At 56.4% G+C, this 23,770-nt stretch carries 23 protein-coding genes; 16 read left to right on the top strand and 7 right to left on the bottom strand.

The window, feature by feature from the left end; translation table 11 throughout:
- Positions 1-8: 8 nt before the first annotated feature.
- Complete coding sequence (locus K0H81_RS19950; RefSeq protein WP_220059477.1) at positions 9-881, top strand: LysR family transcriptional regulator; 873 nt, start codon at positions 9-11, stop codon at positions 879-881.
- A gap of 43 nt (positions 882-924) precedes the next feature.
- On the opposite strand, the gene K0H81_RS19945 is transcribed toward K0H81_RS19950, so the two are convergent.
- Positions 925-1,077 carry a hypothetical protein gene (locus K0H81_RS19945; RefSeq protein WP_160798254.1) on the bottom strand — a complete coding sequence of 51 codons (153 nt, stop codon included), beginning with the start codon at positions 1,075-1,077 and terminating at the stop codon, positions 925-927.
- A gap of 243 nt (positions 1,078-1,320) precedes the next feature.
- On the opposite strand from K0H81_RS19945, the gene K0H81_RS19940 reads away from it, so the two are divergent.
- The 11 genes from K0H81_RS19940 to mog all read left to right on the top strand — a co-directional run bounded on the left by K0H81_RS19940 (position 1,321) and on the right by mog (position 15,424).
- On the top strand, positions 1,321-2,451 hold the full coding sequence (locus K0H81_RS19940; protein ID WP_220059476.1) for an efflux RND transporter periplasmic adaptor subunit: 1,131 nt from the start codon (positions 1,321-1,323) through the stop codon (positions 2,449-2,451).
- 6 nt (positions 2,452-2,457) lie between these two features.
- Positions 2,458-5,586: an efflux RND transporter permease subunit gene (locus K0H81_RS19935; protein WP_220059475.1), complete on the top strand. Its 3,129-nt coding sequence runs from the start codon at positions 2,458-2,460 to the stop codon at positions 5,584-5,586.
- 97 nt (positions 5,587-5,683) lie between these two features.
- Positions 5,684-6,106, top strand: a complete 423-nt coding sequence (locus tag K0H81_RS19930; protein WP_220059474.1) for a PACE efflux transporter — start codon at positions 5,684-5,686, stop codon at positions 6,104-6,106.
- Between the two features lie 120 nt (positions 6,107-6,226).
- Entirely contained in the window at positions 6,227-6,574 is a 348-nt protein-coding gene (locus K0H81_RS19925; RefSeq protein ID WP_144204099.1) for a hypothetical protein, read from the top strand.
- Positions 6,575-6,653: 79 nt separating this feature from the next.
- Positions 6,654-7,793 (top strand): BamA/TamA family outer membrane protein, encoded by a 1,140-nt coding sequence (locus K0H81_RS19920; RefSeq protein WP_220059473.1) that lies wholly within the window; start codon positions 6,654-6,656, stop codon positions 7,791-7,793.
- A 32-nt stretch (positions 7,794-7,825) separates the two neighbouring features.
- Positions 7,826-8,197 carry a hypothetical protein gene (locus tag K0H81_RS19915; protein ID WP_220059472.1) on the top strand — a complete coding sequence of 124 codons (372 nt, stop codon included), beginning with the start codon at positions 7,826-7,828 and terminating at the stop codon, positions 8,195-8,197.
- Between the two features lie 639 nt (positions 8,198-8,836).
- A complete protein-coding gene (locus K0H81_RS19910; RefSeq protein ID WP_144204102.1) occupies positions 8,837-9,490 on the top strand; it encodes a porin family protein in 654 nt (217 codons plus the stop codon).
- A 226-nt stretch (positions 9,491-9,716) separates the two neighbouring features.
- The gene (locus tag K0H81_RS19905) at positions 9,717-10,619 is read left to right on the top strand and encodes a diguanylate cyclase (RefSeq protein ID WP_144204103.1); all 903 of its coding nucleotides are present in this window, start codon (positions 9,717-9,719) and stop codon (positions 10,617-10,619) included.
- 13 nt (positions 10,620-10,632) lie between these two features.
- Complete coding sequence (locus K0H81_RS19900) at positions 10,633-11,595, top strand: ABC transporter substrate-binding protein (RefSeq protein ID WP_220059471.1); 963 nt, start codon at positions 10,633-10,635, stop codon at positions 11,593-11,595.
- A 3-nt stretch (positions 11,596-11,598) separates the two neighbouring features.
- Complete coding sequence (locus K0H81_RS19895) at positions 11,599-14,715, top strand: hybrid sensor histidine kinase/response regulator (protein ID WP_220059470.1); 3,117 nt, start codon at positions 11,599-11,601, stop codon at positions 14,713-14,715.
- A 175-nt stretch (positions 14,716-14,890) separates the two neighbouring features.
- On the top strand, positions 14,891-15,424 hold the full coding sequence (gene mog / locus K0H81_RS19890; RefSeq protein WP_011867581.1) for a molybdopterin adenylyltransferase: 534 nt from the start codon (positions 14,891-14,893) through the stop codon (positions 15,422-15,424).
- 71 nt (positions 15,425-15,495) lie between these two features.
- Here mog and K0H81_RS19885 read toward each other — a convergent pair whose 3' ends face one another.
- On the bottom strand, positions 15,496-15,675 hold the full coding sequence (locus K0H81_RS19885; protein ID WP_144204107.1) for a hypothetical protein: 180 nt from the start codon (positions 15,673-15,675) through the stop codon (positions 15,496-15,498).
- 127 nt (positions 15,676-15,802) lie between these two features.
- Between K0H81_RS19885 and K0H81_RS19880 the strand changes: the two genes are divergently transcribed.
- Positions 15,803-16,810: a GlxA family transcriptional regulator gene (locus K0H81_RS19880; RefSeq protein WP_220059469.1), complete on the top strand. Its 1,008-nt coding sequence runs from the start codon at positions 15,803-15,805 to the stop codon at positions 16,808-16,810.
- Between the two features lie 90 nt (positions 16,811-16,900).
- Here K0H81_RS19880 and K0H81_RS19875 read toward each other — a convergent pair whose 3' ends face one another.
- The 5 genes from K0H81_RS19875 to K0H81_RS19855 form a co-directional block, all read right to left on the bottom strand.
- Positions 16,901-17,152 (bottom strand): hypothetical protein, encoded by a 252-nt coding sequence (locus K0H81_RS19875; RefSeq protein WP_220059468.1) that lies wholly within the window; start codon positions 17,150-17,152, stop codon positions 16,901-16,903.
- A 201-nt stretch (positions 17,153-17,353) separates the two neighbouring features.
- On the bottom strand, positions 17,354-17,602 hold the full coding sequence (locus K0H81_RS19870) for a hypothetical protein (RefSeq protein ID WP_220059467.1): 249 nt from the start codon (positions 17,600-17,602) through the stop codon (positions 17,354-17,356).
- A 56-nt stretch (positions 17,603-17,658) separates the two neighbouring features.
- Positions 17,659-18,792, bottom strand: a complete 1,134-nt coding sequence (locus K0H81_RS19865; RefSeq protein ID WP_186300670.1) for an ABC transporter permease — start codon at positions 18,790-18,792, stop codon at positions 17,659-17,661.
- Entirely contained in the window at positions 18,792-19,526 is a 735-nt protein-coding gene (locus K0H81_RS19860; protein WP_220059466.1) for an ABC transporter ATP-binding protein, read from the bottom strand. Before K0H81_RS19860 ends, K0H81_RS19865 begins: the two co-directional genes overlap by 1 nt.
- On the bottom strand, positions 19,519-21,072 hold the full coding sequence (locus tag K0H81_RS19855) for an alpha/beta hydrolase (RefSeq protein ID WP_220060905.1): 1,554 nt from the start codon (positions 21,070-21,072) through the stop codon (positions 19,519-19,521). The genes K0H81_RS19860 and K0H81_RS19855 overlap by 8 nt, the downstream gene beginning before the upstream one ends.
- Positions 21,073-21,187: 115 nt before the next feature.
- Between K0H81_RS19855 and K0H81_RS19850 the strand changes: the two genes are divergently transcribed.
- The 3 genes from K0H81_RS19850 to K0H81_RS19840 are packed head-to-tail and all read left to right on the top strand — an operon-like array spanning position 21,188 to position 23,687.
- Positions 21,188-21,568 carry a GntR family transcriptional regulator gene (locus K0H81_RS19850; RefSeq protein WP_220059465.1) on the top strand — a complete coding sequence of 127 codons (381 nt, stop codon included), beginning with the start codon at positions 21,188-21,190 and terminating at the stop codon, positions 21,566-21,568.
- 14 nt (positions 21,569-21,582) lie between these two features.
- Positions 21,583-22,428, top strand: a complete 846-nt coding sequence (locus K0H81_RS19845; protein ID WP_258406344.1) for an ABC transporter ATP-binding protein — start codon at positions 21,583-21,585, stop codon at positions 22,426-22,428.
- Complete coding sequence (locus tag K0H81_RS19840) at positions 22,425-23,687, top strand: hypothetical protein (protein ID WP_220059463.1); 1,263 nt, start codon at positions 22,425-22,427, stop codon at positions 23,685-23,687. The genes K0H81_RS19845 and K0H81_RS19840 overlap by 4 nt, the downstream gene beginning before the upstream one ends.
- The last annotated feature ends 83 nt before the right edge of the window (positions 23,688-23,770 follow it).

Below are 23,770 nucleotides of genomic sequence, written 5' to 3'. Positions count from 1 at the left end.
GGTCGCAAATGTTAAATCTAGAACAACTCAACGCATTTATAGCCGCCGTAGAGAAAGGCTCCTTTTCGGCCGCCGCCAGACACATAGGCAAGAGCCAGAGCTCGGTCAGTATAGGGGTGAATAATCTCGAACTGGATCTCGGGGTCGAGCTGTTTGACCGCAGCACTAAGTATCCACAGCTTACCGAGCAGGGTGACCGGCTCTATCATCAGGCCAAGGTACTCATGCGCCAGGCGACTCGTATGGAGAGTTATGCCAAGGGAGTGATCGAAGAGGTCGAAGATCAGCTGGTCATCGGCGCCGACCCTCTGGTGCCCATGTCTGTATTTGACTCGGCGTTGGAGAAGATGGCGGAGAAGTTTCCCTTCACCCGGGTCAAGCTGGTCAAGCTAATTGGCAACCGCCTTAATCGGGCGATCGAAGCCGATGAGGTCGATGTCGGCTTTAATATCATGTCCGAGGCGGTACCTGAGAATCTCGATTTTGTCGGTATTGCACGTATAGAGTGGGTGTGTATCTGTAGCCCCGACTATAAGTTTGCGGACCTGGAGGCGGTAGACAGCGAGATGTTGATCATCGAGCGGCAGATCGTCTGTTCAAGTATGTTGCAAAATGAGTATCTGGCGAAGCTTGGGCGTGTGTCTCAGGAAACCTGGGAGGCGTCGGATCTGGATGACATGATACGTCTGGTGGAGCAGGGCATCGGCTGGGGGATCATCCCCTTGAGCATGTATGAAGAGAAGGCGGCCATAGGCACACTTTCTACCTTCAAGCCTGTGATCGAGAAAGAGGCCGGCTTGACGACAGTCGATTTGCTATGGAAGTCGACCGCGCAGCAGGGCCCGGCAAAGAGTTTCTTTATCGACCTACTCAAGCGTTAATTTTCCACGCGAGCGGCTGAGGCTTGGTAGCTGAGACAGCCTATTAGTGTCTCAGCAGCTCGATAACCACTTGCTGAATGGCCAGGTCCTGGCCGAATAACGACTCGTAAACCACAAATAGGCTAATGATGGCGCCGGCGGTGATCACTGACATGAATTGATCCATTTTGCCCAGGTTAGCGTTTTTGTTAAACATGATGACCTCGATATTGTACCTTGCTGTTGGTGAGGCCATTATCTATTAACAATCCTGCCTAGGTTAATTAATAACCATCTTTATTTCGAATAGATGTGGTGTCATCCATCCTCGCTACCCCCGCCCCAAACCCATTCGATAACCTAATAATACCTAGTTAAAAGTATTAAAAACTCCTCTGTATAGTGGCCGTAATTTAATCGTTTGTGGCACATGAGTGTCGATGCTTGAGAAGAGGTCATTATGGGTACGTCAGCCAAACTTATTGCGATTTCCCTCCCACTTCTACTCGCTGCCTGTTCGCAGCAAGCCGAAGTCGACGGGGAGTTCACCGAACAACCCAAGGTCACAGTGCAGGTTATGCAACCTCAGCTGATCCAACTCACCGAACAGTTCATGGGTAAGACCCAGGCGGTCGACCAGGTGGAGATCTTGCCAAAGATCTCCGGTTACCTGATCAGCCAGGTTTATACCGATGGCGCCCAGGTTAAGAAGGGCGATCTGCTGTTTGAGATAGACCCTAAGCCGTTTCAGGCCGAGGTCGCCCGCCTGGAGGCCAACCTGGCGCAGAAAACGGCGCAGATGATGCTACAGGCGAAGAAACATGAGAAGGCCCAGGCCCTGCTGACGCAAGATGCCCTGAGCAGCCTGGAGGTCGAGCAGATCGAAGCCGAGCTTCTCGGCATGAAGGCCGAGGTGCAAAGCGCCAAGGCGGCGCTCAACTATGCCCAGCTGGACCTGGAAAATACCCGCATCTTTGCCCCCTTCGACGGTGTGATGAGCGACAGCCGCGTGAGTGTCGGTGCCCTGGTTGGCCCTGATGTCGAGCCGCTGACCACTCTAGTGAGCAGCAGCGCCATGCATGTGGATATCAAGCTGGATGAGAAGCAGTATCTCAATGACCTGCAGCAACGTGTGCAGGCGGGTGAGGAGATAGCGTCGCCCGAGATGGCGCTGACCCTGGCCAACGGCACCCTGTATCACCACAAGGGTGAGGTCGACTTCATCGACAACCATGTGGACAGTCGCAGCGGTTCTATCCGTTTTCGCGTCACCTTCCCTAACCCAGAAGGCCTGCTGGTACCTGGCCAATTCGTCTCTGTGTCGTCGCGTCAACAGGTAGCCCAGCAACAGCTGGTGGTGCCTCAGGCCGTGGTGCAGGAAGATCAGGGCGGTCGCTATGTGTTTACCGTTAACCAAGACAATGTGGTCGAGGCCCGTTACGTCAAGCTGGGCTTGCGTCAGGCGGATTCCTGGATAGTGCAGGATGGTCTGCAAGCCGGTGAGCGCGTGATCCTCAGTGGCCTTCAGTCGGTGCGGGCTGGCGTCGAAGTCGACGTGCAACAGCCTGTAGCCCTAGCCAAGAAGGGGTAACAACTCATGGCCGATTTCTTCATTAATCGCCCCAAGTTCGCCATCGTACTCTCGATTGTGCTGACCTTGGCAGGCTTACTCAGTCTGGCAAGAATGCCAGTATCGCAATTTCCCAGCATAGTGCCGCCCTCTATCGAGGTGTTTGCCGTGTTTCCTGGTGCCGACCATAACACCATACGTAACACGGTCGCCTCGGTGATCGAACAGGAGATAAACGGCGTCGAGGACATGATCTATATCGAGTCCAAGTCGAACAACGATAACACCTACCTGGCCTATGTAACCTTTGCCATCGGCACAGATCCCGACAAGGCCCAGGTGCTGGTGCAGAACCGGGTCAACAAGGCGATGGCCAAGTTACCCGAAGAGGTTAAGCGTCAGGGGGTGACGGTCGAGAAGGTGGCTAACTCCATCTTGATGACGGTCAACACCTACTCGCCCAACGGCAGCCACGACAATCTCTACCTGTCTAACTATGCCTCGCTCAACATCAAAGATGCCCTGCTGAGGGTGAAAGGTGTGGGTAAGGTGCAGGTGATCGGTGAGCAGAACTACTCGATGCGCGTCTGGCTTAACCCAGAGAAGATGGCCGCCAAGGCGATCACCGCTAACGATGTGGCCGCTGCCATCAGCGCACAAAACACCACGGTTGCCGCCGGTAAGCTGGGCGAGCGTCCTTCATCCGGTAACCAGGTGTTCCAATACACGATTCAGACCCAGGGTCGTCTGGTGGATGTCGAGGAGTTTGAAAACATCATACTGCGCGCCGACAACCAGGCAGGTTTCATCACACTAAAAGACGTGGCCCGTGTCGAGCTGGCGGCGGAGCAATACTCTGCCATGGCTACCTACGGCAAGAATGAGAGCCCTATCCTGGCCATCTATCAGGCACCGGGTGCCAACGCCCTCGAGGTTGCCGAAGGGGTACGCGCCGAGATGGAGCGTCTCAGTCAGCGTTTCCCTGCCGATATGGAGCATGTGATCAGCTACGACTCCACCACCTTTATTGAGGTGTCTATGGATGAGGTGTTTGAGACCCTCTATATCGCCATCGGCCTGGTGGTTGTCGTGACCTTCCTCTTCCTGCAGAGCTGGCGCGCGACCCTGATCCCCTCGATCGCTATTCCCGTGTCACTCATCGGTACCTTCGTGGTGATGGCGGCCATGGGGATAGATATCAACACCATCTCCATGTTCGGCCTGATCTTGGCTATCGGTGTGGTGGTGGATGCGGCCATCGTGGTGATCGAAAACGTCGAACGCCTGATGAGCGAGGAGCATCTCGATGCCAAGACGGCAACTTCCAAGGCGATGAAGGAGGTGACCGCCCCGTTGATCGCCTCGGCACTGGTGCTATTGGCGGTGTTTGGCCCTGTCTCTTTCGCGCCCGGTCTGGTGGGCCAGATGTATCAGCAGTTCGGTGTGACGATCTCGGTATCGACAGTGATCTCGACCGTGGTGGCTCTCACCCTTACGCCAGCCCTGTGCGCCGCCTTGATGCGTCATGAGGCGCCTAAGACACGTGGCCCGCTGGCCTGGTTCAACCAATTCATCAACAGACTGACCAATGGTTATGTCTCGTCGGTAGGCTTCTTCGGTAAGCGTCTGATGCTATCGGGTGCGCTGCTGGCCCTGCTGATGGGCGCAATCTATCTGCTGGGCGATAACATGCCTAAGGGCTTCATCCCGGCCGAAGATCAGGGCTCATTCATGGTAGACATGAACCTACCGGAAGCCTCGTCGCTGGATAGAACCGACAAGATGGTCGATGAGATGATCAGTGAGGTCAGTGCCCTCGAAGGGGTCAAGCATGTGGTGGCCGCCAAGGGCTATAGCCTGCTCAAGGGAGCCTCCTCTTCCAACTCGGGCATGATGATCGTGGTGTTGGACGACTGGAACGAGCGTCAAAGCGCAGCAACCTCAGAGTTTGCGCTGGTGGCTCAGGTGCAGGCAATTATCGACCAGAACAAAGATGTCACCGGCATGGCGTTTTCTATGCCAGCCATTCCCGGCCTGGGTAATGCCGGCGGTCTGACCCTGCAGGTGGAAGATCTCAGCGGTCGCAGCGTCGAGCAGATGGCGCCCGCGCTGGATGGCTATCTGGCGGCGCTCAACGATGCCGACGAGATTGCCATGGCCTTCACTACCTATAGTGCCAACGTGCCACAGCTCTATCTGGATGTGGACAGGGCCAAGGCGATGGCGCTGGGGGTCGATCTTAATGAGGTCAACAGCACGCTGTCTGCCATGATGGGCAATATGTATGTCAATGATTTCACTAAGTTCGGTAAGAACTATCAGGTAAACCTGCAGGCGGAGCAATCTTACCGCTCGCAAGAGAAAGACCTGGAGCAGATCTATGTACGCGCCGTGTCTGGTGAGATGGTCAAGCTGTCGAGCTTTGCCGCCTACAAGCCGCTGGTGGGTTCGGACAACACCGCCCGCTACAACCTGTACAACACGGCGCAGGTGATTGCCATTCCGGCCGACGGTTATAGCTCGGGTGAGGCCATCGCCGCCATGGAGCAGATTGCCGACACCAGCCTGCCACAGGGCTACGCCTACGAGTGGACCGGCATGACCTATCAGGAGCTACAGGCGGGCGATTCGGCGCCTATCCTGTTCGCCCTGGCACTGCTGTTCACCTATCTATTTCTGGTGGCGCAGTACGAGAGCTGGATGATCCCGCTGGCGATTATCCTCTGTGTACCGACGGCGCTGTTTGGTGCCCTGGGCTTTACCGCCCTTGCCGGTGGCAGTATCAACCTCTACACCCAGGTGGGCCTGGTACTGCTCATAGGTATGGCGAGTCGCAACGCGATTCTGATTGTCGAGTTTGCCAAGGTGCTGCGTGAAGAGAAGGGGCTCTCCATCATGGAGGCGGCAAAGCAGGCGATTGCCCTGCGTCTGCGAGCGGTATTGATGACGGCCTTCTCCTTCATCCTTGGGGTATTGCCTCTGGTTATCGCCTCGGGGGCGGGCTCAGCCAGCCGTAACGCCCTGGGTATTGCCAGCTTCGGCGGCATGTTGATTGCCACGGTGATCGGCTGTCTCCTGGTACCTATCTGTTTCATCGCACTGCAACGCCTGCGTGAGCTAAGACGCTCACCCAAGGCGACTGAAGTGACGGCTTAAGGTTTATGTTCTCCGCCGGCGTATCAATGTTTTGGCTGACGGCGTTGCCGGTTGGAGAACACTTTATTCTGCTGCCAAGTGGGCGCAGGGGGTTATCATGCAACAAAAGACGAGATTCGATCGCATCAGGTATCTAGTAGGGTTCGAGCTGGGGGCCATGGTGTTAGCCGTGCCCCTGGGGGCCTGGCTGACCTCGGTCGATTCTCGTGCCTTGTTGGCCCTGGCTATTGGCATGTCGCTGATTGCAGCGGCCTGGAACTATGGTTATAACCTGATGTTCGACAAGGCCATGGTCTACTTCAAGTCGACCATGGTGAAATCCATGGCAGACAGAGTCTGGCACAGCCTGTTGTTTGAGCTGGGTTTACTGTTTATCTCTGTGCCCATCATGGCGGCCTATCTGTCCATCTCACTGTGGCAGGCCTTCTGGCTGGATATCGGCTTCGTGGTCTTCTACCTGGTCTTCAACTACTGCTACACCTACCTCTACGAGAAATTTTTCTACGCGTCGCGGGGCTAAGGCCTCGCGCTTTGCGCATTCCCACTAACCTATTACCAAATCGAATAATAGCTAACTAAAGCTATTCGCTTTTTGCTCTTATCATGACCTCGACATTAACAGCATGATTCGGAGCATAAGATGAAAATCAAACCCTTGTTACTCGCTTTATCCCTGAGTGCGGCTTCTGGTTTCGCTATGGCCGATTACTGTGACGACACCCTGGGCGATGTGGTGGCCGGTGCCATCGAAGGTGGCCTCATAGGCACAGCCGCCGGGGCCATCGCCGATGGTGGTGAAGGTGCCAAGCGTGGTGCGGCCATAGGGGGGGCCATAGGTGCAATCGACGGCCTGGTGGAAGGCGAGGTGAAACGCGAGCGCTGCAAGCGTGACCTCGAAGACATTGAAGACGCCATCATAGAGCAAGAGATCGAAGACGCTTACATCGAAGATGCGATCATAGATGACGCCATCATCAACGGTTATTAACAGAATGCGCTTCCCGCATAGACCTTAGCAACGAAAGGGTTTCTCGCTAAGGTCATCCCAACTCCCGAGGCAGAAGATTATGGCAACCCCCAGCTACCCCAGCCTGTTAGCACTCAGCCTGAGCCTGTTAGCCGGTGCTAGTCAGGCAGGCTTTACCGATCAGTTTAAGGATCCCACCGATGGCCGTGTCGATGCCAGTCAGTGGATCCTCAACAACGCCCACGGCTTCATGCCTGTGCCGATTCTGATCACCGAGCCTGCGGTAGGGGTGGGCGGCGGTGCCGCCCTGCTGTTCTTCCATGAGTCCGAGTCGCAAAGGCAGAAGCGGCTCGAAGACCCCTTGGCCGTGGCCGAGATCCCGCCGAGCGTCACAGGCGTGGTGGCCGCCGGCACCAATAACGGTACCAAGCTGGGTGGCCTGTTTCATTCGGGTAACTGGCTGGAAGACAGGGTGCGTTATCTGGGTGGCATCTTCGCCGCCGATCTCAGGCTCAAGGCCTACACGGGGATTGACGCCCCGGCCATGGGGTTCTCGCTGCAAGGCTGGCACCTGTTTCAGGATATCGATGTACGCCTGGGAGAGAGCAACTTCTTCCTCGGCGGCGAATATAGCTATACCCGCTCCGAGGCCGAGTTTGACCTGGGCGGCGAGCATCCGCTCAACCAGGAGAGTGCCATGGTCGATAGCGATGGCGCCCTGGGCCTCAAGCTCACCTACGACAGCACAGACAACCATTTCTCGCCCCGCAGCGGTATCAAGGCGCGGCTGAAGAGTACCCAGCACGACAAACGACTCGGCGGCGATTTCGACTATCGCACCGACAGCGCCTACCTGCATGGCTATCACAGGCTAAGCGCCAAGTGGGGCGTCAACATGCGTCTGGATACCAAGTCGCTCTCGGGCGATGCCCCCTTCTACGCCTTGCCTTACCTGGACATGCGCGGCATGCCGGCGATGCGCTATCAGGGGGATGACACCGCCCTGGGAGAGGTAGAGGTGAGTTATGACCTCGACGATCGCTGGACCTTGCTGGGCTTTGCCGGAGCCGGTAAGGCGGTGATGGCAGACGAGCGTTTTGCCGATAGCCCCTGGCTCAAGACCCAGGGGGTGGGCTTTCGTTACCTGATGGCGCGCCAGCTTGGGTTGCGCACCGGGATGGATATCGCCAAGGGGCCAGAAGAGTGGACCCTTTATTTACAGGTCGGTGGGGCCTGGTAAGTCATTTTTGATTAGCACAAGAGGTAATTCCTATGGCCAATTTAAATAGAGTGTGTGAACCCGTCGGCGGCGTAGAGCAATTCCTATTGCCCGAATTGCCGCTACTCAAGCAGCGTCGCTCTAAGCTGGTGGGCGTGCTGGGTAGCCTGATGGTTGCGCTTATGCTGTCGATTATTGCCAGCCAACCCGTGCGTGCCGAGTGGGAATGTGCCGCCGGCGACTATGACTGCATCGAGCTCAATCACGATGTTATCGAGCGTGCGCTGGACGAGCGCCTGGCTAAGTTCGAGGCGCAGAAGAAGGCCGAGCAGGCGGAGCAGAAGCAGGGTCAACTTCAGGCCGACAGACTCTGTCTTGCCGACGACGACCCTTACCATTCTCGTGTCGACGAGTGTGAAAGATAACCCCTGGCGGCAGGGTGAGCGCCTCGAGTCTTCTGGCGCTTAACCCTGCTGTCTTTGCTTGCCCCTTTATCTCTCCTTATTTTTCAGTGTGCTTGCCGCGCCGTTGTCTTTGTTTAGCCGTCTCAGGCTGCTCATCTTTGCAGATTGCTCCATTTAGCCGTTGCTTGGCTTATGTATGTGGCCTTTTCACATCTCAAGTCCTTCATTTCTAGCCATAAAAATTAGGCTGAGCGTCAGATGGCGAGCAGCTTGGGTGTCATTGAGTCACTGATTAATGGCAATTCGTGGGTTGAAGGCGGGGGTTTTTCAGGCTCATAGGGGCGTATTTGAACTTTGATGGCGTGAGTTTCCTGAACCTAAGCTGACAGAGCGCCCCCTAAGATTTTTTCCCACCCGTTTTAGAACTCTGCTCAAAATTGCATCGCAGATTGGTGCTGCATCGTAAGGCTTTGAAACTGTTATTTTTTGTTTGGTGTGGCTTGTGTTGTGGTACAGCTGGTAGATATTGATGTATTTGAATATCGAATAGTTTCTAATTCAATATTTGCGAAAGTCGCAAGGAAAATGGCCCCCATCTCACGAGCCAAGGTTTGATGCTCGTGAGAGACATTCATCAAAATATAGATATGGGGAATATACATGAAAAAGTCAGCTATTGTTGTTGCTACATTACTTGCGTTATCTGCCGGTGCGGCTAACGCCGACGTGCTAAACGGCTTTACCGGAAAGGTAGAGGCTGAGCATACCACTCAAGACAAGTCGACTAACCTGGAAGCCAGAATTGGCTATGATTTCAACTTCGGCGTCGTGTCTGTGATCCCGTTTGCGTCAGTTGAGACCCAATATGAAGATAAGCGTTTCAACGATGGTTCTTTCGGTGGTGGTCTGCGTGTAGAGACAAACTTCGAGAATTTCTATGCCTATGCCGAAGGCCGCGCGATGCGTAAAGATCGCATCAAGGTCTATGGTGCTGCACCTATGGATATCACAGGCAATGGTGCCGAAGTGATTGTAGATTCAACTGTTAAAGAGTATCGCGCCGAGGTGGGTACAGGTTACCAGTTCGATAATGGCTTATTCGCCGGTGTCGAGGCTTCGTACATACGTGATCGTTTCGAAGGTGTTAACTCAAATACCCGTAACGTGTTCGCCGTTGCCGGTTATGAGTTCATCGACAACCTGTCGGCTTATGTTAAGGTTGGCCGCGAAGAAGCGGATCAGGCTGTGCCTTATGCTAATGGTGCGACTGATTGGGAAACTAAGTCGGTTATCGGCTTAACCTATCGCTTCTAAGCATTCATGATTTTAAAAAAAGGGGCCTGTTGGCCCTTTTTCTTTTCTCCTGTTTCATCTGTTGTCCCTCGTATTCTTCTAATAGCCATCGCTTGCCATCTGCCGTGACATCTGTGATGTTAGTGATGGGATTTACGGATGAAAAAATCCTTTCTGCTACACTTAAAAATATCTCTATCCATTTGAAACATTGCGGCTAATTGCTCATGGCTGATTAGGGGATTGCATGGAAGAACAATCTGTAGTGCTGGTGGTTGACGATGTGAAGACCAATGTGCTGATCATGAGGCAGTGTCTGAAGGAGATGTTTCAGGTATGGACCGCCGAGAGTGGCGAAGAGTGCCTCAGGGTCGCCAAGCAGAAACCCGACATCATCTTGCTGGATGTCTTGATGCCCGGCATGGATGGCTACCAGGTGTGTCGCCAGCTGAAGGCCGACCCCGAGACCGCCGAGATCCCCATTATCTTCGTTACCGCCAAAGACTCCGACGATGACGAGCAGAAGGGGCTGGAAATCGGCGCGGTGGACTATATCACCAAGCCGATCCGCCCGGCGATTGTGCGTGCCAGGGTCAGCACCCATATTCAACTCAAGCAACACAGCGACAAGCTTAAATTCATGGCGCTGCACGATCAGCTCACCGGACTTTATAACCGTCATTTCCTCGCCGAGTGTGCCGCCCAGAGTCTCTCCTCCATGGTGCGTCATCAGAAAGAGCTCTCCATCGTGATGCTGGATCTGGATCATTTCAAGAAGATCAACGACTTTAACGGCCATCATATCGGCGATCTCGTGCTGCAGGCGGTGGCCAAGCTGTTGCAGGAGAGCTTTCGTAAGGAAGATCTGGTGGCGCGCATGGGGGGCGAGGAGTTTGTCATCCTGATGGAGTGCGGCCTGGATATCGCCAGAGAGAAGACAGAGGATGTGCGCCGGCAACTGGCGCGCCTCAATCCCATGGGGCTGGAGGTGACCGGCAGCTTCGGTGTGGTGACCGCCAATCCCCAGAATGCCGATCTCTCCCACCTCTTGGTGTTGGCCGATGAGGCCGTGTACAAGGCTAAGGCCGATGGGCGCAACTGTGTGGTCTGTTACCAGGATGGTGCCTATCTGACGGTAGAACATGATTAAGGAAGAACAACAAATGATTAAGGGAATCATTTCTGGGCTATTGCTGTCGTTACTCGCTGTATTCTTGGTCGGCTGCGGGCCGAAGAAGGTCGAAGAACCAATTACCATAGCGATCAACCCCTGGCCCGGCTACGAACTCCTCTATCTGGCCAAGCAGAAGGGTTTCTTTCAGCAGGTGGGCGCCAATATCGAGCTGGTACAGGTGTCGACCCTTTCCGATGCCCAGCGTGCCTACTTAACTGGCTATGTGGATGGTTTCGCCAGCACCATGATAGAGGCGATTCAGGTGGTGCCCCTGGGGGGCAAGCCGATTAAGATCGTCTTGCTGGCAGATTACTCCGACGGCGGTGACGTGATTATCGCGCCGGAAGCTATCGAGAATTTGCAGGCTCTCAAGGGCGAGACCATAGGCTGTGAGGTCAGCTCCTTAGGGATCTTTGTATTGGAGCGGGCCCTCAGGCAGCACAAGATGAACATGGACGACGTTAGGGTGATCAATGTGGAGCAGGGGGCGGCGGTGAGCGCCCTGGCCATAGGCAAGATTGCCGCCATGGTGACCTATCCGCCCTATTCGGTGGAGATTCAGTCCAGCGGCGCCTATCGTCAGCTATTTTCCACCAAGGAGATCCCCGAGGAGGTGCTAGACACAATATCTATCTCTTCCAGCGTCTTGGCGGCGAATCCTAACCTGGCCGATCAACTCCAACAGGCCTGGCAGTTGGCGATGGATTATCTGCAGCAACATCCCGAGGAGGCGATGGCCATCATGGCTAAACGTGAAGGGCTGCAGGTGGCAGAATTCAAGGGGGCGCTGGCGGATCTCAAGTTGCTAAGCGGTGAGGAGCAACGCAAGTTGTTTGCCCAGGGCGATAAGTTGACTCAGTTGGGTTATAGCGTCTGCGAGACCCTGGTCAAGATTGAGGCGATCGAGTCCGATTGCCGCCATGTCGACAATCTCTTCTATCGGGCACCTTAGCCTATGTGGCGTCACTATAGGGACAAGATTGCCCAGGGCATAGTCTACAAGCTGAATCTGGCGACCTTAGTGTGCGCCCTGATCATCTCTGGCCTTATCGCCCTCTATTACTATGACGAGATGACCGAGCGTACCCAGCAACAGGTCGACTATGAGATCGCCCAGGTGTCTGTGTCGCTGCGACTCGCCCTGGAGGCCAGTACTGACTTTAGCAACATGCGCAGGGTGATCAATGGCCTTGCGGCTCAGGGGAGTATCAAGCGTCTGGTGCTGTTCGATCCCCGGGAGAAACAGATTGTGGCCGATAATCTGGGGCAGTATCTAGGCAGTTCCTTGTCGACCAGTCTGGCCCCGGAACTGGCGGAGATGGTTAGTCAGGTCAGCGATAAACACAGTTCCAAGGAGGTCTGGCGCCAGGGCAGCATAGTGCATCAGGTGCAGCAGCTGTATCTGATCTCCCCCGAGTTGCAGCGCCTTCGGGCCTATGTGCTCTATGTCAGGTACGATGCTAGCGAGATAGAGGCCTACAGCTCCGAGGAGCTGATCCACTACGTGAGTATCCTGTTGCTTGGTTTTGCCGTACTGCTCACGGTTAACCTCTATGTGCAGCACAGGGTGCTGCTGGATCCCATTCGTCGTATCCGGCGTCAGATAGAGGCCTTCGGTGGTCAGAAGACCATATGCCTGGACAGCGAAGATGAGTTCGGCGTGCTGGTCAACAGCTACAACGAGGCCGTTAGCGCCCGTAATCAGAAGCAGCTTGAGCTGCAAAAGTCCCGGCGCTATATCGACAACATCACTAACGTGATCCCCATTCAGCTGGCTTATGTGGATGCCCAGAGCCGCTATCGTTTCATCAACCAACACTATCTGCAGTGGCTCGGCAAGACCGAAGAGGAGGTGCTGGATCAGACGGTGGAGGCGGTTCAGCCCGCGGATGTCTACCAGTTGATAAAGCCCTATCAGCAAGGTGTGCTGGCGGGCAACAAGCAGGTGTTTGAGGCGGAGACCATAGATGCGGATCAGGCCCCCAGATTCTTCCATATCACCTATGTGCCGGACGTGGGCGACGACGGTCAGGTAGAGGGCTACTTCATCTGTGTCGAAGACCTGACCCGGATGAAGCTTAACGAGCGCAAGATAGAAACCTACGCCCAGGAGATGGAGTTTAGTAACTGGGCGCTGTCGGAGGCGCGAGAGAAGGCCGAGGTCGCCGCCAAGACCAAGGAGGATTTTCTCGCCTGCATGAGCCATGAGATCCGCACTCCGATGAATGGTGTCATTGGTATTCTAGGGCTGCTGGGGGAGACCCAGCTATCGCCGATGCAGAAGCGCTATGTGGACGTGGCCTCGGCCAGCGCCGACTCGCTGCTGTCGCTGCTCAACGATATTCTGGATTTCTCCAAGATAGAGTCGGGCAAGTTCGAGATAGAGGCGATCGAGTTCGACCTAGTGGAGCTGTTGGATCTCTTCGTGCAGTCAGTGTCCCTCAAACTGGAGGAGTGCCACCTGCCGTTGTTTGTGGATATCACCCAGCTGCAGTATCGCTATGTGGTCGGCGACCCCAGTCGTCTGCGTCAGATATTGGTGAATCTGGTGGGCAATGCCATCAAGTTTACCGAGGAGGGGTGGATCGCCTTGCGACTCTCGAATCGTCTGAGCGAGTCGGGCGAGGTGATGCTCTCCTGCGAGGTGGAAGATACAGGTATAGGCATAGCCAAAGAGAAGCTGGCCATGTTGTTTAACCCCTTCATTCAAGTGGACAGTTCCACCACCCGCATGTTCGGCGGCACCGGGTTGGGTCTCTCCATCGCCAAGCGTCTGTGCGAGTTGATGCGGGGGGAGATCCAGGTCAAGAGTCAGCAGGAGGTGGGCAGCATCTTCAGCTTTACCCTGACCCAGCAGCTGGCCGATAGCGACAAGATGACAGATTGGCGCGCCCATTTGTCGCCCGAGCGGGTAACCTTCATGGGTCAGCTAGGCGCGTTTGAGCGCATGCTGGGCGAGTTGCTCACTAGCTGGGGCGCCAGGTTGAGCTACCTGGAAGAGGGGGATGCCATCCCTGAGACGGACGTGATCATCTACAGCTTTGCCCCACAGCGGGAGGCATTTGTCGAGGAGCTGGATGCCTGGCGTGATCTGGTGGAGCTTCAGCAGATCAGAGTCCTGCCTCTGCTCTCCTATTGGCAACAGATAGAGTTTGAGAAGCTGGAGCCCAGGGTGCCACACCTAGGTAAGCCTTTGAATATTCGCCAGCTGATCCGTGCCCTATCGGATCGGGCCGATGAGGAGGAGGTCGAGCCTGCCATAGAGCCGATCGTGGAATCCTGTATGCCGGACAAGCCCAAGGTGTTACTGGTGGAAGACAACAAGGTCAATCAGATGGTGGCCCTCGGCATGCTTCACCAGCTGGGGGTAGAGGCGGATGTGGCGGGTAATGGCCGCGAGGCGCTGGCACTCTTGTCTGCGCAGCAGGGGAATCCCTATCAGCTGATTCTGATGGATTGCCTGATGCCGGAGATGGATGGTTTCCAGACGACGGCGGCGATTCGCGAGGGGCAGGGGGGCAGCCAGTTCTGTGCCCTGCCCATCATCGCCCTGACGGCCAACGCCATGAAGGGCGACAGGGAGCACTGCGTGCGGGCGGGCATGGACGACTACCTGACCAAGCCGCTGGTGCTTAGTGTCCTGAAAGAGTGTCTCTATCGCTGGTTCTCCCTGAGCCAGCAAAACTATGAGGCGGCCCTGGGTCATGACCCGGATGCCGAAGAGGTAGCTGCCGCAGTCGAGGTTTCCAATCAGCTGTTCGATCGCGACAGTGCCCTGGCACTCATGTCCGGCGATGAGGCGCTGCTGGATGAGGTGTTGCAGGTGTTTGTCGAGGAGATGCAGGATCACAGACAGGCCTTTATCGAGGGGATAGCGGCGGCAGATTGCACTGCTATTCGCTCCAGTGTCCACGCCATCAAGGGCGCCGCCAGTAATCTCAGCATGACGGCGCTGGTGGAGCTTGCCCGTCAGCTCGAGGCAGATGCCCGCCGCGGCGATCTGCAGGCGGTGCTCGCCGGTCGCGAGGCCTTTCTCGAGCTACTCGAAGATACCCTGGCCTGCTGTCACTGATCCGCGCCGCGGTTTTCCTGTTTGGCTCACCTTAGGTCGCTAATATTCGACCTCTGTCCCACTTTTATCTCTTTTGGGCCACTTTAGCGATCGGCAAAATATGTTATTTTAGGGCGCAACCCTGGCGGGGCGCTTGGCGCCGCGCACGACCCAAACATCTAAAGGATAAAGTGGAATGGCAAAAGCAAAGATAGGCATAGTCACAGTCAGTGATCGCGCCAGCGCCGGCGTGTACGAAGATATTTCCGGTAAGGCGATCATCGAGGTCTTGGGCGAATACCTCACCTCAGAGTGGGAACCTGTCTATGAAGTCATTCCCGATGAGCAGCCCATTATCGAGCAGACCCTGATTAAGATGGCCGATCAGCAAGATTGTTGCCTCATCGTCACCACGGGTGGCACAGGGCCGGCCAAGCGCGACGTGACTCCAGAGGCGACCGAGGCGGTGTGCGATCGCATGATGCCGGGCTTCGGTGAGTTGATGCGCGCCGAGTCGCTCAAGTTTGTGCCTACCGCCATTCTGTCTCGTCAAACCGCCGGCCTGCGTGGCGACAGCCTGATCGTCAACCTGCCCGGCAAGCCTAAATCGATCCGCGAGTGCTTGGATGCCGTGTTCCCGGCGATCCCTTACTGCATCGATCTGATGGAAGGGCCTTATCTCGAGTGCGACGAGGCGGTGATCAAGCCCTTCAGACCAAAGGCGAAATAAGCTGCTTCGCCCCGTCGACTCAAGGAAAGGCCCGGCTTATGCCGGGCTTTTTTATGCCCATGGCCTTAATATCAGACGCCCTTGCGGATGATCTGGTGGGCGCTGAAGGCGCTGAACAGCAGCAGGCTAGGGATGGCGATGAAATGGGCGAAGAGATTAGGCTGGGTGGTAAAGTGCAGCCACAGCAGCAAGGTCCAGCTCACGCCCAGGTAACTTAGGCTCAACATCAGGTGTAGTGTCCGTGTGTTCATCTGCTTAATCCTTCACTTTGTCGTTAAATCTGCAATGGGGTCAGTATAAAAACTCGACAAACGGCTCAAAAGTGTCATTATTGACAAAATAAGGGTGACAAGTGACAACTTGGGTAAGGGGACTGAGATGAAGACAATCATGATACTGGCGGCGGGCAATGTGGTGGCCGGTGGCATAGTGGGGTTGATCGATGTGTTCAGCTTTACCAATGCCCTCTATCGCAGGCTGCATCCCGAGGCGACCCAAGATCTGTTTCACTGCCATATCGTCTCTGGCGACGGCAAGGCGATCACCACCAATCAGGGCTTTCAGCTCGCGGCCACGGGGCTAAGCGATGCGGCGCAGCTAGAGGCGGCCGACGCCGTGGTGCTGGCCTCCGCCTTCGTGACTAACAAGGCGGAATTCAAGGCATATTCACAGGACTTTGCGCCCCTGCTTGGGCCGCTTAAGGCCTATGCCGAGACGGGCAAGCCCATCGCCGCCTACTGCTCGGGTACCCTGATGCTGGCGGCCTCTGGGTTGCTGGATAACAGGCGGGCCACCACTGTCTGGTGGCTGTCGCAGATGTTTGAGCGTAACTTCGCTAGGGTCGATCTCTGTATGGACTCTTTGGTGGTGTCAGATGGTCAGTTTCACACCGCCGGGGCGACCACCTCTAACCTGAGTCTTGCCCTGCATCTGGTGGGCTTGTTGGCGGGGGAGGGGCTGGCGCAGCAGATGGCCAAGATTCTGCTCATAGATCCTAACCGCATCTCCCAGCAGCCCTTCATGACCATGGCGATCACCCCTGAGCAGCATCAAGATGAGCTGGTGAGCAAGATTCAGCAGTGGATGCAGTCTAATCTAGATCAAAACTGGTTGCTCGATGAGATAGCGCAGAAGTTTGCCCTGGGTAAGCGCACCCTGATCCGCCGCTTCAAGAAGGCCCTCAACGAGACGCCCGCCAGCTACATGCAGCGTCTGCGGGTCGATGAGGCCAAGCGGCTGCTGGAGACTACAGAGTTGGCGCTGGAGCAGATTGTCGAGCGGGTCGGCTATGAAGATGTCAGCTCCTTTCGCAAGCTGTTCATTCAGTTGACCAGCCTGTCGCCAAGGGCCTACCGGCAAAAATTTAATACCCACAGCTGCTGTTGAGGTTAGTCGCTTTCGGGCGTTTGTATATGGCTGTTTATTAAGGCTGTAAGCAGGAAGTTAGAGGCGGGCGCTTAGGGCGCCCACCTTAAGTTAGTGGGTGTCTTTGAGGTGTTTGTCCAGATAGGCTTTTAACTGGGCATCACTCTCTTTCCTCTTCTTGCGTTCATGCTCGTCCATGGCGTTCATCACCTGACGCTGGCACTCCAGGCGGTTATTCTCCCGCTGCAGCGGATTGGTGGCATGGTCGGTCTGGGCGTCGCACAGCGCGCTGGCGCAGCCCGAAAGGCTGGCCAGGGCAAGCAAGCCAACGAAAGTGTGTTTGATGGCGGATATTATGGTCATATCGTCTCGAATATAAGATTTTTACAGCGATTTGTCTTAGTTCGCCATTATAAAACCATTTGCCACCTGGGGCACAAGTGAAAAACCCTAAAGAACTTGTGGTATTGATGGGCGCCTTACCTAGTCCAGGGTCTAAATCAGGGCCTAATCCTGGGGCTACGTCAGGCCTAAAGCCAAATTAATCTATGCTAAGACAAAAGCCTAAGCACTGCGATTGAGCTCGGCAAACTCCTGTTTCAGCTGGTAGTCGCTGTCGGTGACGATACGCTCCAGCACGCTGACGCGCTCGGCCAGTCGCTGGTTCTCCTGCCTCAGACGAGCCATCTCATCGGTATCGCCCCGTGTAGGGCGGCGTCTCTCTTGCCTGAGGCGGTATTTATAGAGTTCGCTCAGGCTGGTGGCGACCACCAATACCAACATGACGATCATAACCACTTGTTGCTTATCCATAGCATGCTCCTTGTAGGGCCTTCAGGTGAAGACCCTTGTCGATGACAAAGTTGGGGTTAGAGTCCGAAGACGATTTTCTCGCTCTTGAGTGAGCGCTCCATGCCTAGAGCTAGTGCCAGGGCGATGACGAAGGTGATGGCACTGGAGAGCGCCAGCTGCATCATGGGGATCTCCTTGCCCTTGATGAAGGCGATCAGCGCCTGCATCTGTCCCGATATCGGCAGCCACTGCAGGGTGTCTGGCGCTATGTTGTAGCTTGCCGCCATCGACAGCATCATGGGCACGATCAGCACTATGGTGAGGTAGGACTGCGCCTCCTTGAACGACTTGGCCATGAAGGAGACGAACAGCTGCAGCGCCGCCGCCATCAGGGCGATGGGCAGGCCAATCGCCAGCATCAAGAGGATGAAGTCGACATTGATGTTGACCGAGAAGCCCAGCTCCTGCCAAGGCACGAAGCCATAGGCGACCTTTGAGATCACTAGGGTGAGGATCAGCCCCAGCATGGCGAAGATGGTTACCGCCGTCACCTTGGCCAATACGATATCCCGGGTCGACACCGGATGGCTGAGCAGCAGGGCCAGCGAGTTGCGTTCGCGCTCGCCGGCGCTGGTGTCTATGGCCAGGTTCATGCCGGAGATAAACACCGCATAGACCATCATGAAGATGGCGACGCCTAAGATCATGCCGCCCTTGGAGTCAGAGGTGGCCTGATCTTCCACCTTGACCTTGATCGGCTGCATCACTTTAGGGTCTATGCCGCGGGCGATCAGTCGCAGGCTGCCCATCTCGGCGCTGTATTGCTGCAACGCCTTCTCCAGACGGCGAATCGATGACTGTAGCTTCTCGTTGGAGTTGTCGGCGATCAGCACTATCTCGGCGGCCTGACTCTTGGCCATGTTAGCGGCGTAGTCTGGGCTGATGACAAGCTCTATCTCCTTACGATCGGCCTCATCACCCTGGCTTATCTCGTTGCTGGCGAGGTACTTCACCAGATCCGGTGCGCGCTCACCGTGGGTGATGGTGATGTTGAGCGCCTCAGGGCTGGTGATCTGACCGATGAGGATCATAAACATGCCGCACATCATCAGCGGCGCGCCGATGGCGTAGTAGAGGCCCGCCATCACAGAGCGCTTGTCCCTGGCGGCATCGGTCAGCTCTTTTCTGACCATGGTAATGATTGAACTGATCATGCTGCGATTCCCTCGTCGGTACCGATTAGCTGAATGAAGGCGTCTTCCAGAGAGGCCTGGCCCGTCTGGTGGCAGAGTTCCTGTGGGCTGCCGACGGCGACCACGCGCCCCTCGGCCATGACGATGACGCGATCGCACAGGGCGGCGACCTCCTGCATCACATGGCTGGAGAAGAGTACGCAGTGTCCCGCCTGCTTGAGATCCTTGAGCAGGTCGCGCAGCACCCGGGTGCTCATCACGTCCAGGCCGCGGGTGGGCTCGTCGAGTATGATGTTGGTGGGCTCATGCACTATCGCCTGGGCCAGCGCCGTCTTCATTCTCTGTCCCTGGGAGAACCCCTTGCAGCGGCGATCGGCAATATCGTCCATGTGCAGCTTGCTCAGCACCTTGGCCGAGGCGGCCTTGGCTTGCTCGCGGGAGAGGCCATTAAGCTCGGCGAAGTAGCGGATATATTCTCTCGGTGTCAGGCGCTCATACAGGCCGAAGGGGTCTGGGAACAGGCCCAGCTGCTGTTTGGCGGCTACCGGCTGTTTGGCGACATCTATGCCGTCGATCTCGGCGATGCCCTGGTCTGGCTTGAGCAGGCCGAAGACGGTGCGCAGACAGGTGGTCTTGCCCGCGCCGTTAGGGCCCAGCAGGCCGGTGATCTGGCCGTCCAGCGCCTCGAAACTGAGGTCGTTTAGCGCCTGCACCTCGCCGATTCGTTTAGATAAATTCGATACCTTAATCATGGCGTGCTCCTTGCTGCTGGTCGCTACCGAGAGTGGAATGGCTGAGTGTGTCCTGTGGGATGGCCTCAACCGTGTTGGCGTTGAGGTAGAAGTTACGGCTGATATCTTTGCTCAGGCACTCCTGAGACAGGCCGTCTATGCTGCCGCTGCTGATAAGCTCCGCGATCAGTGTGTTGGCGCAAGACTGATAGGCCACCCCGTGAGTCGCATAGGGGGCGACGAAATGCTTGGCATTGGTCAGCTTGGCCATGGCCAGTTCGCCCCAGCTGGGCGGCGTGGCCGGGTCTATCTGTCCCGATAGCACGAGTGTCGGTAGGGCGCTGGCTATGGGGGCGGAAAAATTTTCACCCACAGCCGCAATATGCCAGATAGGGCAGCTCAGATCGAAGGCCTCGAGCATCTCACGCCCGAAGTAACTCTGGCCTATCTGCTGACGCTCGGCCTCGCTGAAGCGGTGCCAGTCTTCGCCACAAACCACGGCCGAGTGCATGCCGGCGGCTATGCCTGTGCTGTTAACCGTGAGGGCGTATAGCCCCATGATGGCCTGAAAATTCCCCTCAGCCGCCTGATGGATGGCGTGGGGCAGCAGCGCCCTGACATTAGGCATATACAGCGCCATGCGGATGGCGCCCATAAACTTGGCGCGGGTCATGGTGAGCTGGGTCGGCGCATTGGTAAGGGGATCGCGGGTCTGGCTTATCTGTGGTCCCTGGCTGAGCAGCGTTTCTACCTGTTCGAGTTCAGCTTTGAGATTAGGGAACTCTTGATGGCATAGGGCGTTGCCTTGGCAATCTTGGAGCAGCAGGTCGATGGCGCGGGTGATGGCGTCGCCGATATTGAGCACGCTCTGCTGCATGGGTACCACACCGTCCAGGGTCACGGTAGCCAGGGCCTCTGGGTAATGGCGCATATAGAGCTGGGCCATGCGGGTGCCGTAGGAGATGCCATACAGGTGCAGCTTCTGGTACCCCAGGGCTTGCCTGACCGCCTCGAAATCTTTAAGGGCGGTTTCGCTGCCATACTGGCTGACATCGGCATCTATCTTGGTAAGGCATGCCTTAGTCTCGGCGGCGATATCCAGCTCGTCGTCGTTGAAGGCCAGGCCGCCCTCGAAGCCGGCGCCTTCACAGACGAGTTGGTTGGAGAGACCTGTGCCGCGCTGGTCGATCAGTAGTATGTCCCGCTGCTGGCGCACCTTGGTAAAGATCTTGTCGAAGCTGGCGGCGTTATCTATGGCCGATTGGCCTGGGCCGCCGGCGATGGCTAATAGCGCTTCTTTCTCGAAACTGGACTTGATGGCGGGCAGAACCAGATAGTGGATCTGTATCTGTTTGCCCTGGGGCTTAGCGTAATTTTCCGGCACTGTGATGGCGCCGCAACGCAGACGATCTGGCAGGTCGTCCACATAGCAAGATGTCGGCAGGCTGTCTTGCTGATCTGCTTGATTAGCGTCCGCCCAAGTGGGCTGAGACAACAGCAGTAGCGCCAAGCAGGCGGGCAGGAGTAGCGCGGCCAGCCGCTGCTGCCGGGTGAATCTATTGGCCATCAATTTAACCTTTCCTTGAAGCATGATACCGATTCCTTAGTTGAAATTTACCGTATCTATGTTAATTTAGTACTGTATCGGTGTATCAATGTATTAATACAGTGAATAAAGGCTAATGCTAGATTTACTCAATGTCAACCCCAGTAATGGCGACCCCATCTACCGCCAGCTTAGCGATCAGATAGTGCGTCTGATCGTCGGCGGTCAGCTGCAACATCAGGAGGTGCTACCGTCGGTGCGGCAGATCGCCGAGCACCTGGCGGTCAACCCCATGACGGTCTCCCGCGCCATTCAGCAGTTGGTGGAACAGGGCTGGCTCGAGCGTCGCCGCGGCCAACCCACCCGGGTGGCACAGCGTGGCGACAGCCAGGGCACCTCGAGTGCCGATCTGATGGCGCCACAAGTCAATTCACTCATCAACCAGGCTAAGCAGTTAGGGGTAAGCCTGGAGGAACTCAATGCCATCATCGCCAAGGCATGGCAACAGGCGCAATAAAGGAACAGATGCAGATGCAAGAGAGCAATCAAGCCATATTGGCCTTTCATGGGATCACTAAGGCCTTTGACGGCCAGTTAGCCATAGATGACTTGTCGATGACCCTCTATCCCGGCATGGTGGTAGGTCTGCTGGGGCAAAATGGCGCGGGCAAGTCGACCCTGATGCGCTGCGCCCTGGGGATTCTCGATGTCACCGAGGGGCAGATAGAGATACTGGGCGGTACCAGCGACAACATCAGCTCGGCACAGAAGGAGCTGATCGGCTATGTGCCTCAGCAACCCTTCGGCTATGAGGGCTTCACCGTCGAGCGCGCCCTGGCCCTGCATCGCAGCTTCTATCCTAACTGGGACGGGTCGCTGGAGCAGGAGTGGTTGAGCCGCTTCCAGCTCGATGGGGCGCAGCAGGTACAGCGCCTGTCAGTGGGGCAACGCCAGTCGCTGGCGCTGATCATGGCCATGGCCTATCGCCCTAAGCTGTTGATCCTCGATGAGCCGGTTGCCAGCCTGGATCCTATCGCCCGGCGCGAGTTTATGTCGGATCTGTTCGACCTGGCGCTGGATGCCGGCTCGGCGGTGCTCTTCTCTTCACACATCACCTCAGATCTCGAGCGGGTCGCCAGCCATGTGGCCTTGATGCGCAAGGGCAAGCTGGTACTCTTCAAGGAGATAGATGCCCTCAGGGAGAGCGTGCAGCTGGTGAGTCTCAAGCCGGGCGAGTCTCTGCCCGAGGGGCTTGTTGTGCTCAACCGTCAGCAGGATAAGCTGCTGGTGGATCACTATGAGGCCGCCATGGCACCAAGCTTCACCTCGGTAACGCCAATGAACCTGGAACAACTCTTCATGGAGCTGCACAGATGATGCCTAAAGCGCTGCGCGGCATGTTGCGCTTCTGGCTGTTCGATGTGGGCAGCGCCAGCTTTCTCGGCACCGGGCTATTGGCGCTGGTGATGATGCTGGTGCTGGCGTTCTCGGGCAAATACGACGCCATGCCTATCATGCTGGGGATGATGCAGGTCTCTACCTGCGCGGCGATCGCCTGGCAACTCAATCGCCTGTCGGCCACCGAGTGGGCCAGCCTGGTGCCCGGCTACGCCGAGAGCATTCAATGGCAGGCGTTTATCGTCGGGATTATCGCCACACTGATCTCGCTGAGTGCGGCGATACTATTGCCCCTCGAGGCGGCGGTTCAGCAGGTGCTGCTGGCGAGCCTGGCTGGGGTCGCCTTCATCTATTTCTGTCGCCGACACATCAAGGGGTTTTACTTTTCTTTCGCCCTGTTTTTACTGCTGCCCTTTACGCCTGAGATGACGGCATTTCTGCCTAGCCTCAGCTTCTACCTGGTGCCGCTGGCCGTCGTGGGGCTTATCTATCTGATCCGTGCTGATCTCAGGGCCGAGGTCTGGCACCTGGAGGCCAGATCTGTCTACCTCAATGGCCTAGAGATGGGCTGGTTCTGGTTGCCTAATCTGGGTTCAAACAGCCTGATGAACCGTCTGGACAGGTGGCTGCATCCGGTAAACTTCTTCGTCGGCCCCATGCTCTCCATGATGCTGGTGTTACTGCCTGCGCTGGCGCTGCTGCTGGGGCTGGTTAACTATTTTGTCGGCATAGAGCTGCCCGTGCTCTTCATCGTGGCACAGTTCAGTGCGATTGCCTGTTCCTTAGTGCACTGGAGCCGCGTGCAGAGATGGCGGGCGACTGAGACCCTCTATATCTTGCCGGGCTTCGACGGTAAACAGGGGCTGATAGAGGCCTTCGCCAGTGCCCAGTATCGCCTGCTGGGTTATTTCACCGGCACCATGGCGTTGCTGGCGACCTGCACCCTGATACTCAAGCCCGACTTTACCCTGCTCATCTGGAGCCATCTGGTGCTCAGCACCTTTTGCGTCTGCGCTCTCTTACTCGGCCTTGGCTGCGCCGCCCGCAGCGCCATGCATATCTCGCTGAGCCTGCTGGTGGTGATCTGCCACGCCATCTGGTTGTCGACGGCGCTGGTGGCACTACGCGAGGGCAGAGACCTCACCACCTATGTGACCCTGGATATCGGCCTGGTGGCCTTTTCTCTGCTAACGCTTTGGTGGGGCAAGCGAAAGTTGTGGCGTGACGCCCTGGCCTGATCCTTCTAGCGCCGGGCTTTTGTGCTCCAATTAACATTATTGGAGCAAAAACTCTTATTTTTTGGCCGCCATTGCAGTAAAAT

The sequence above is a fragment of the Shewanella halotolerans genome (assembly GCF_019457535.1).
GTDB lineage: Bacteria > Pseudomonadota > Gammaproteobacteria > Enterobacterales > Shewanellaceae > Shewanella > Shewanella halotolerans.
This window is presented reverse-complemented; position numbering and strand designations above follow the sequence as displayed.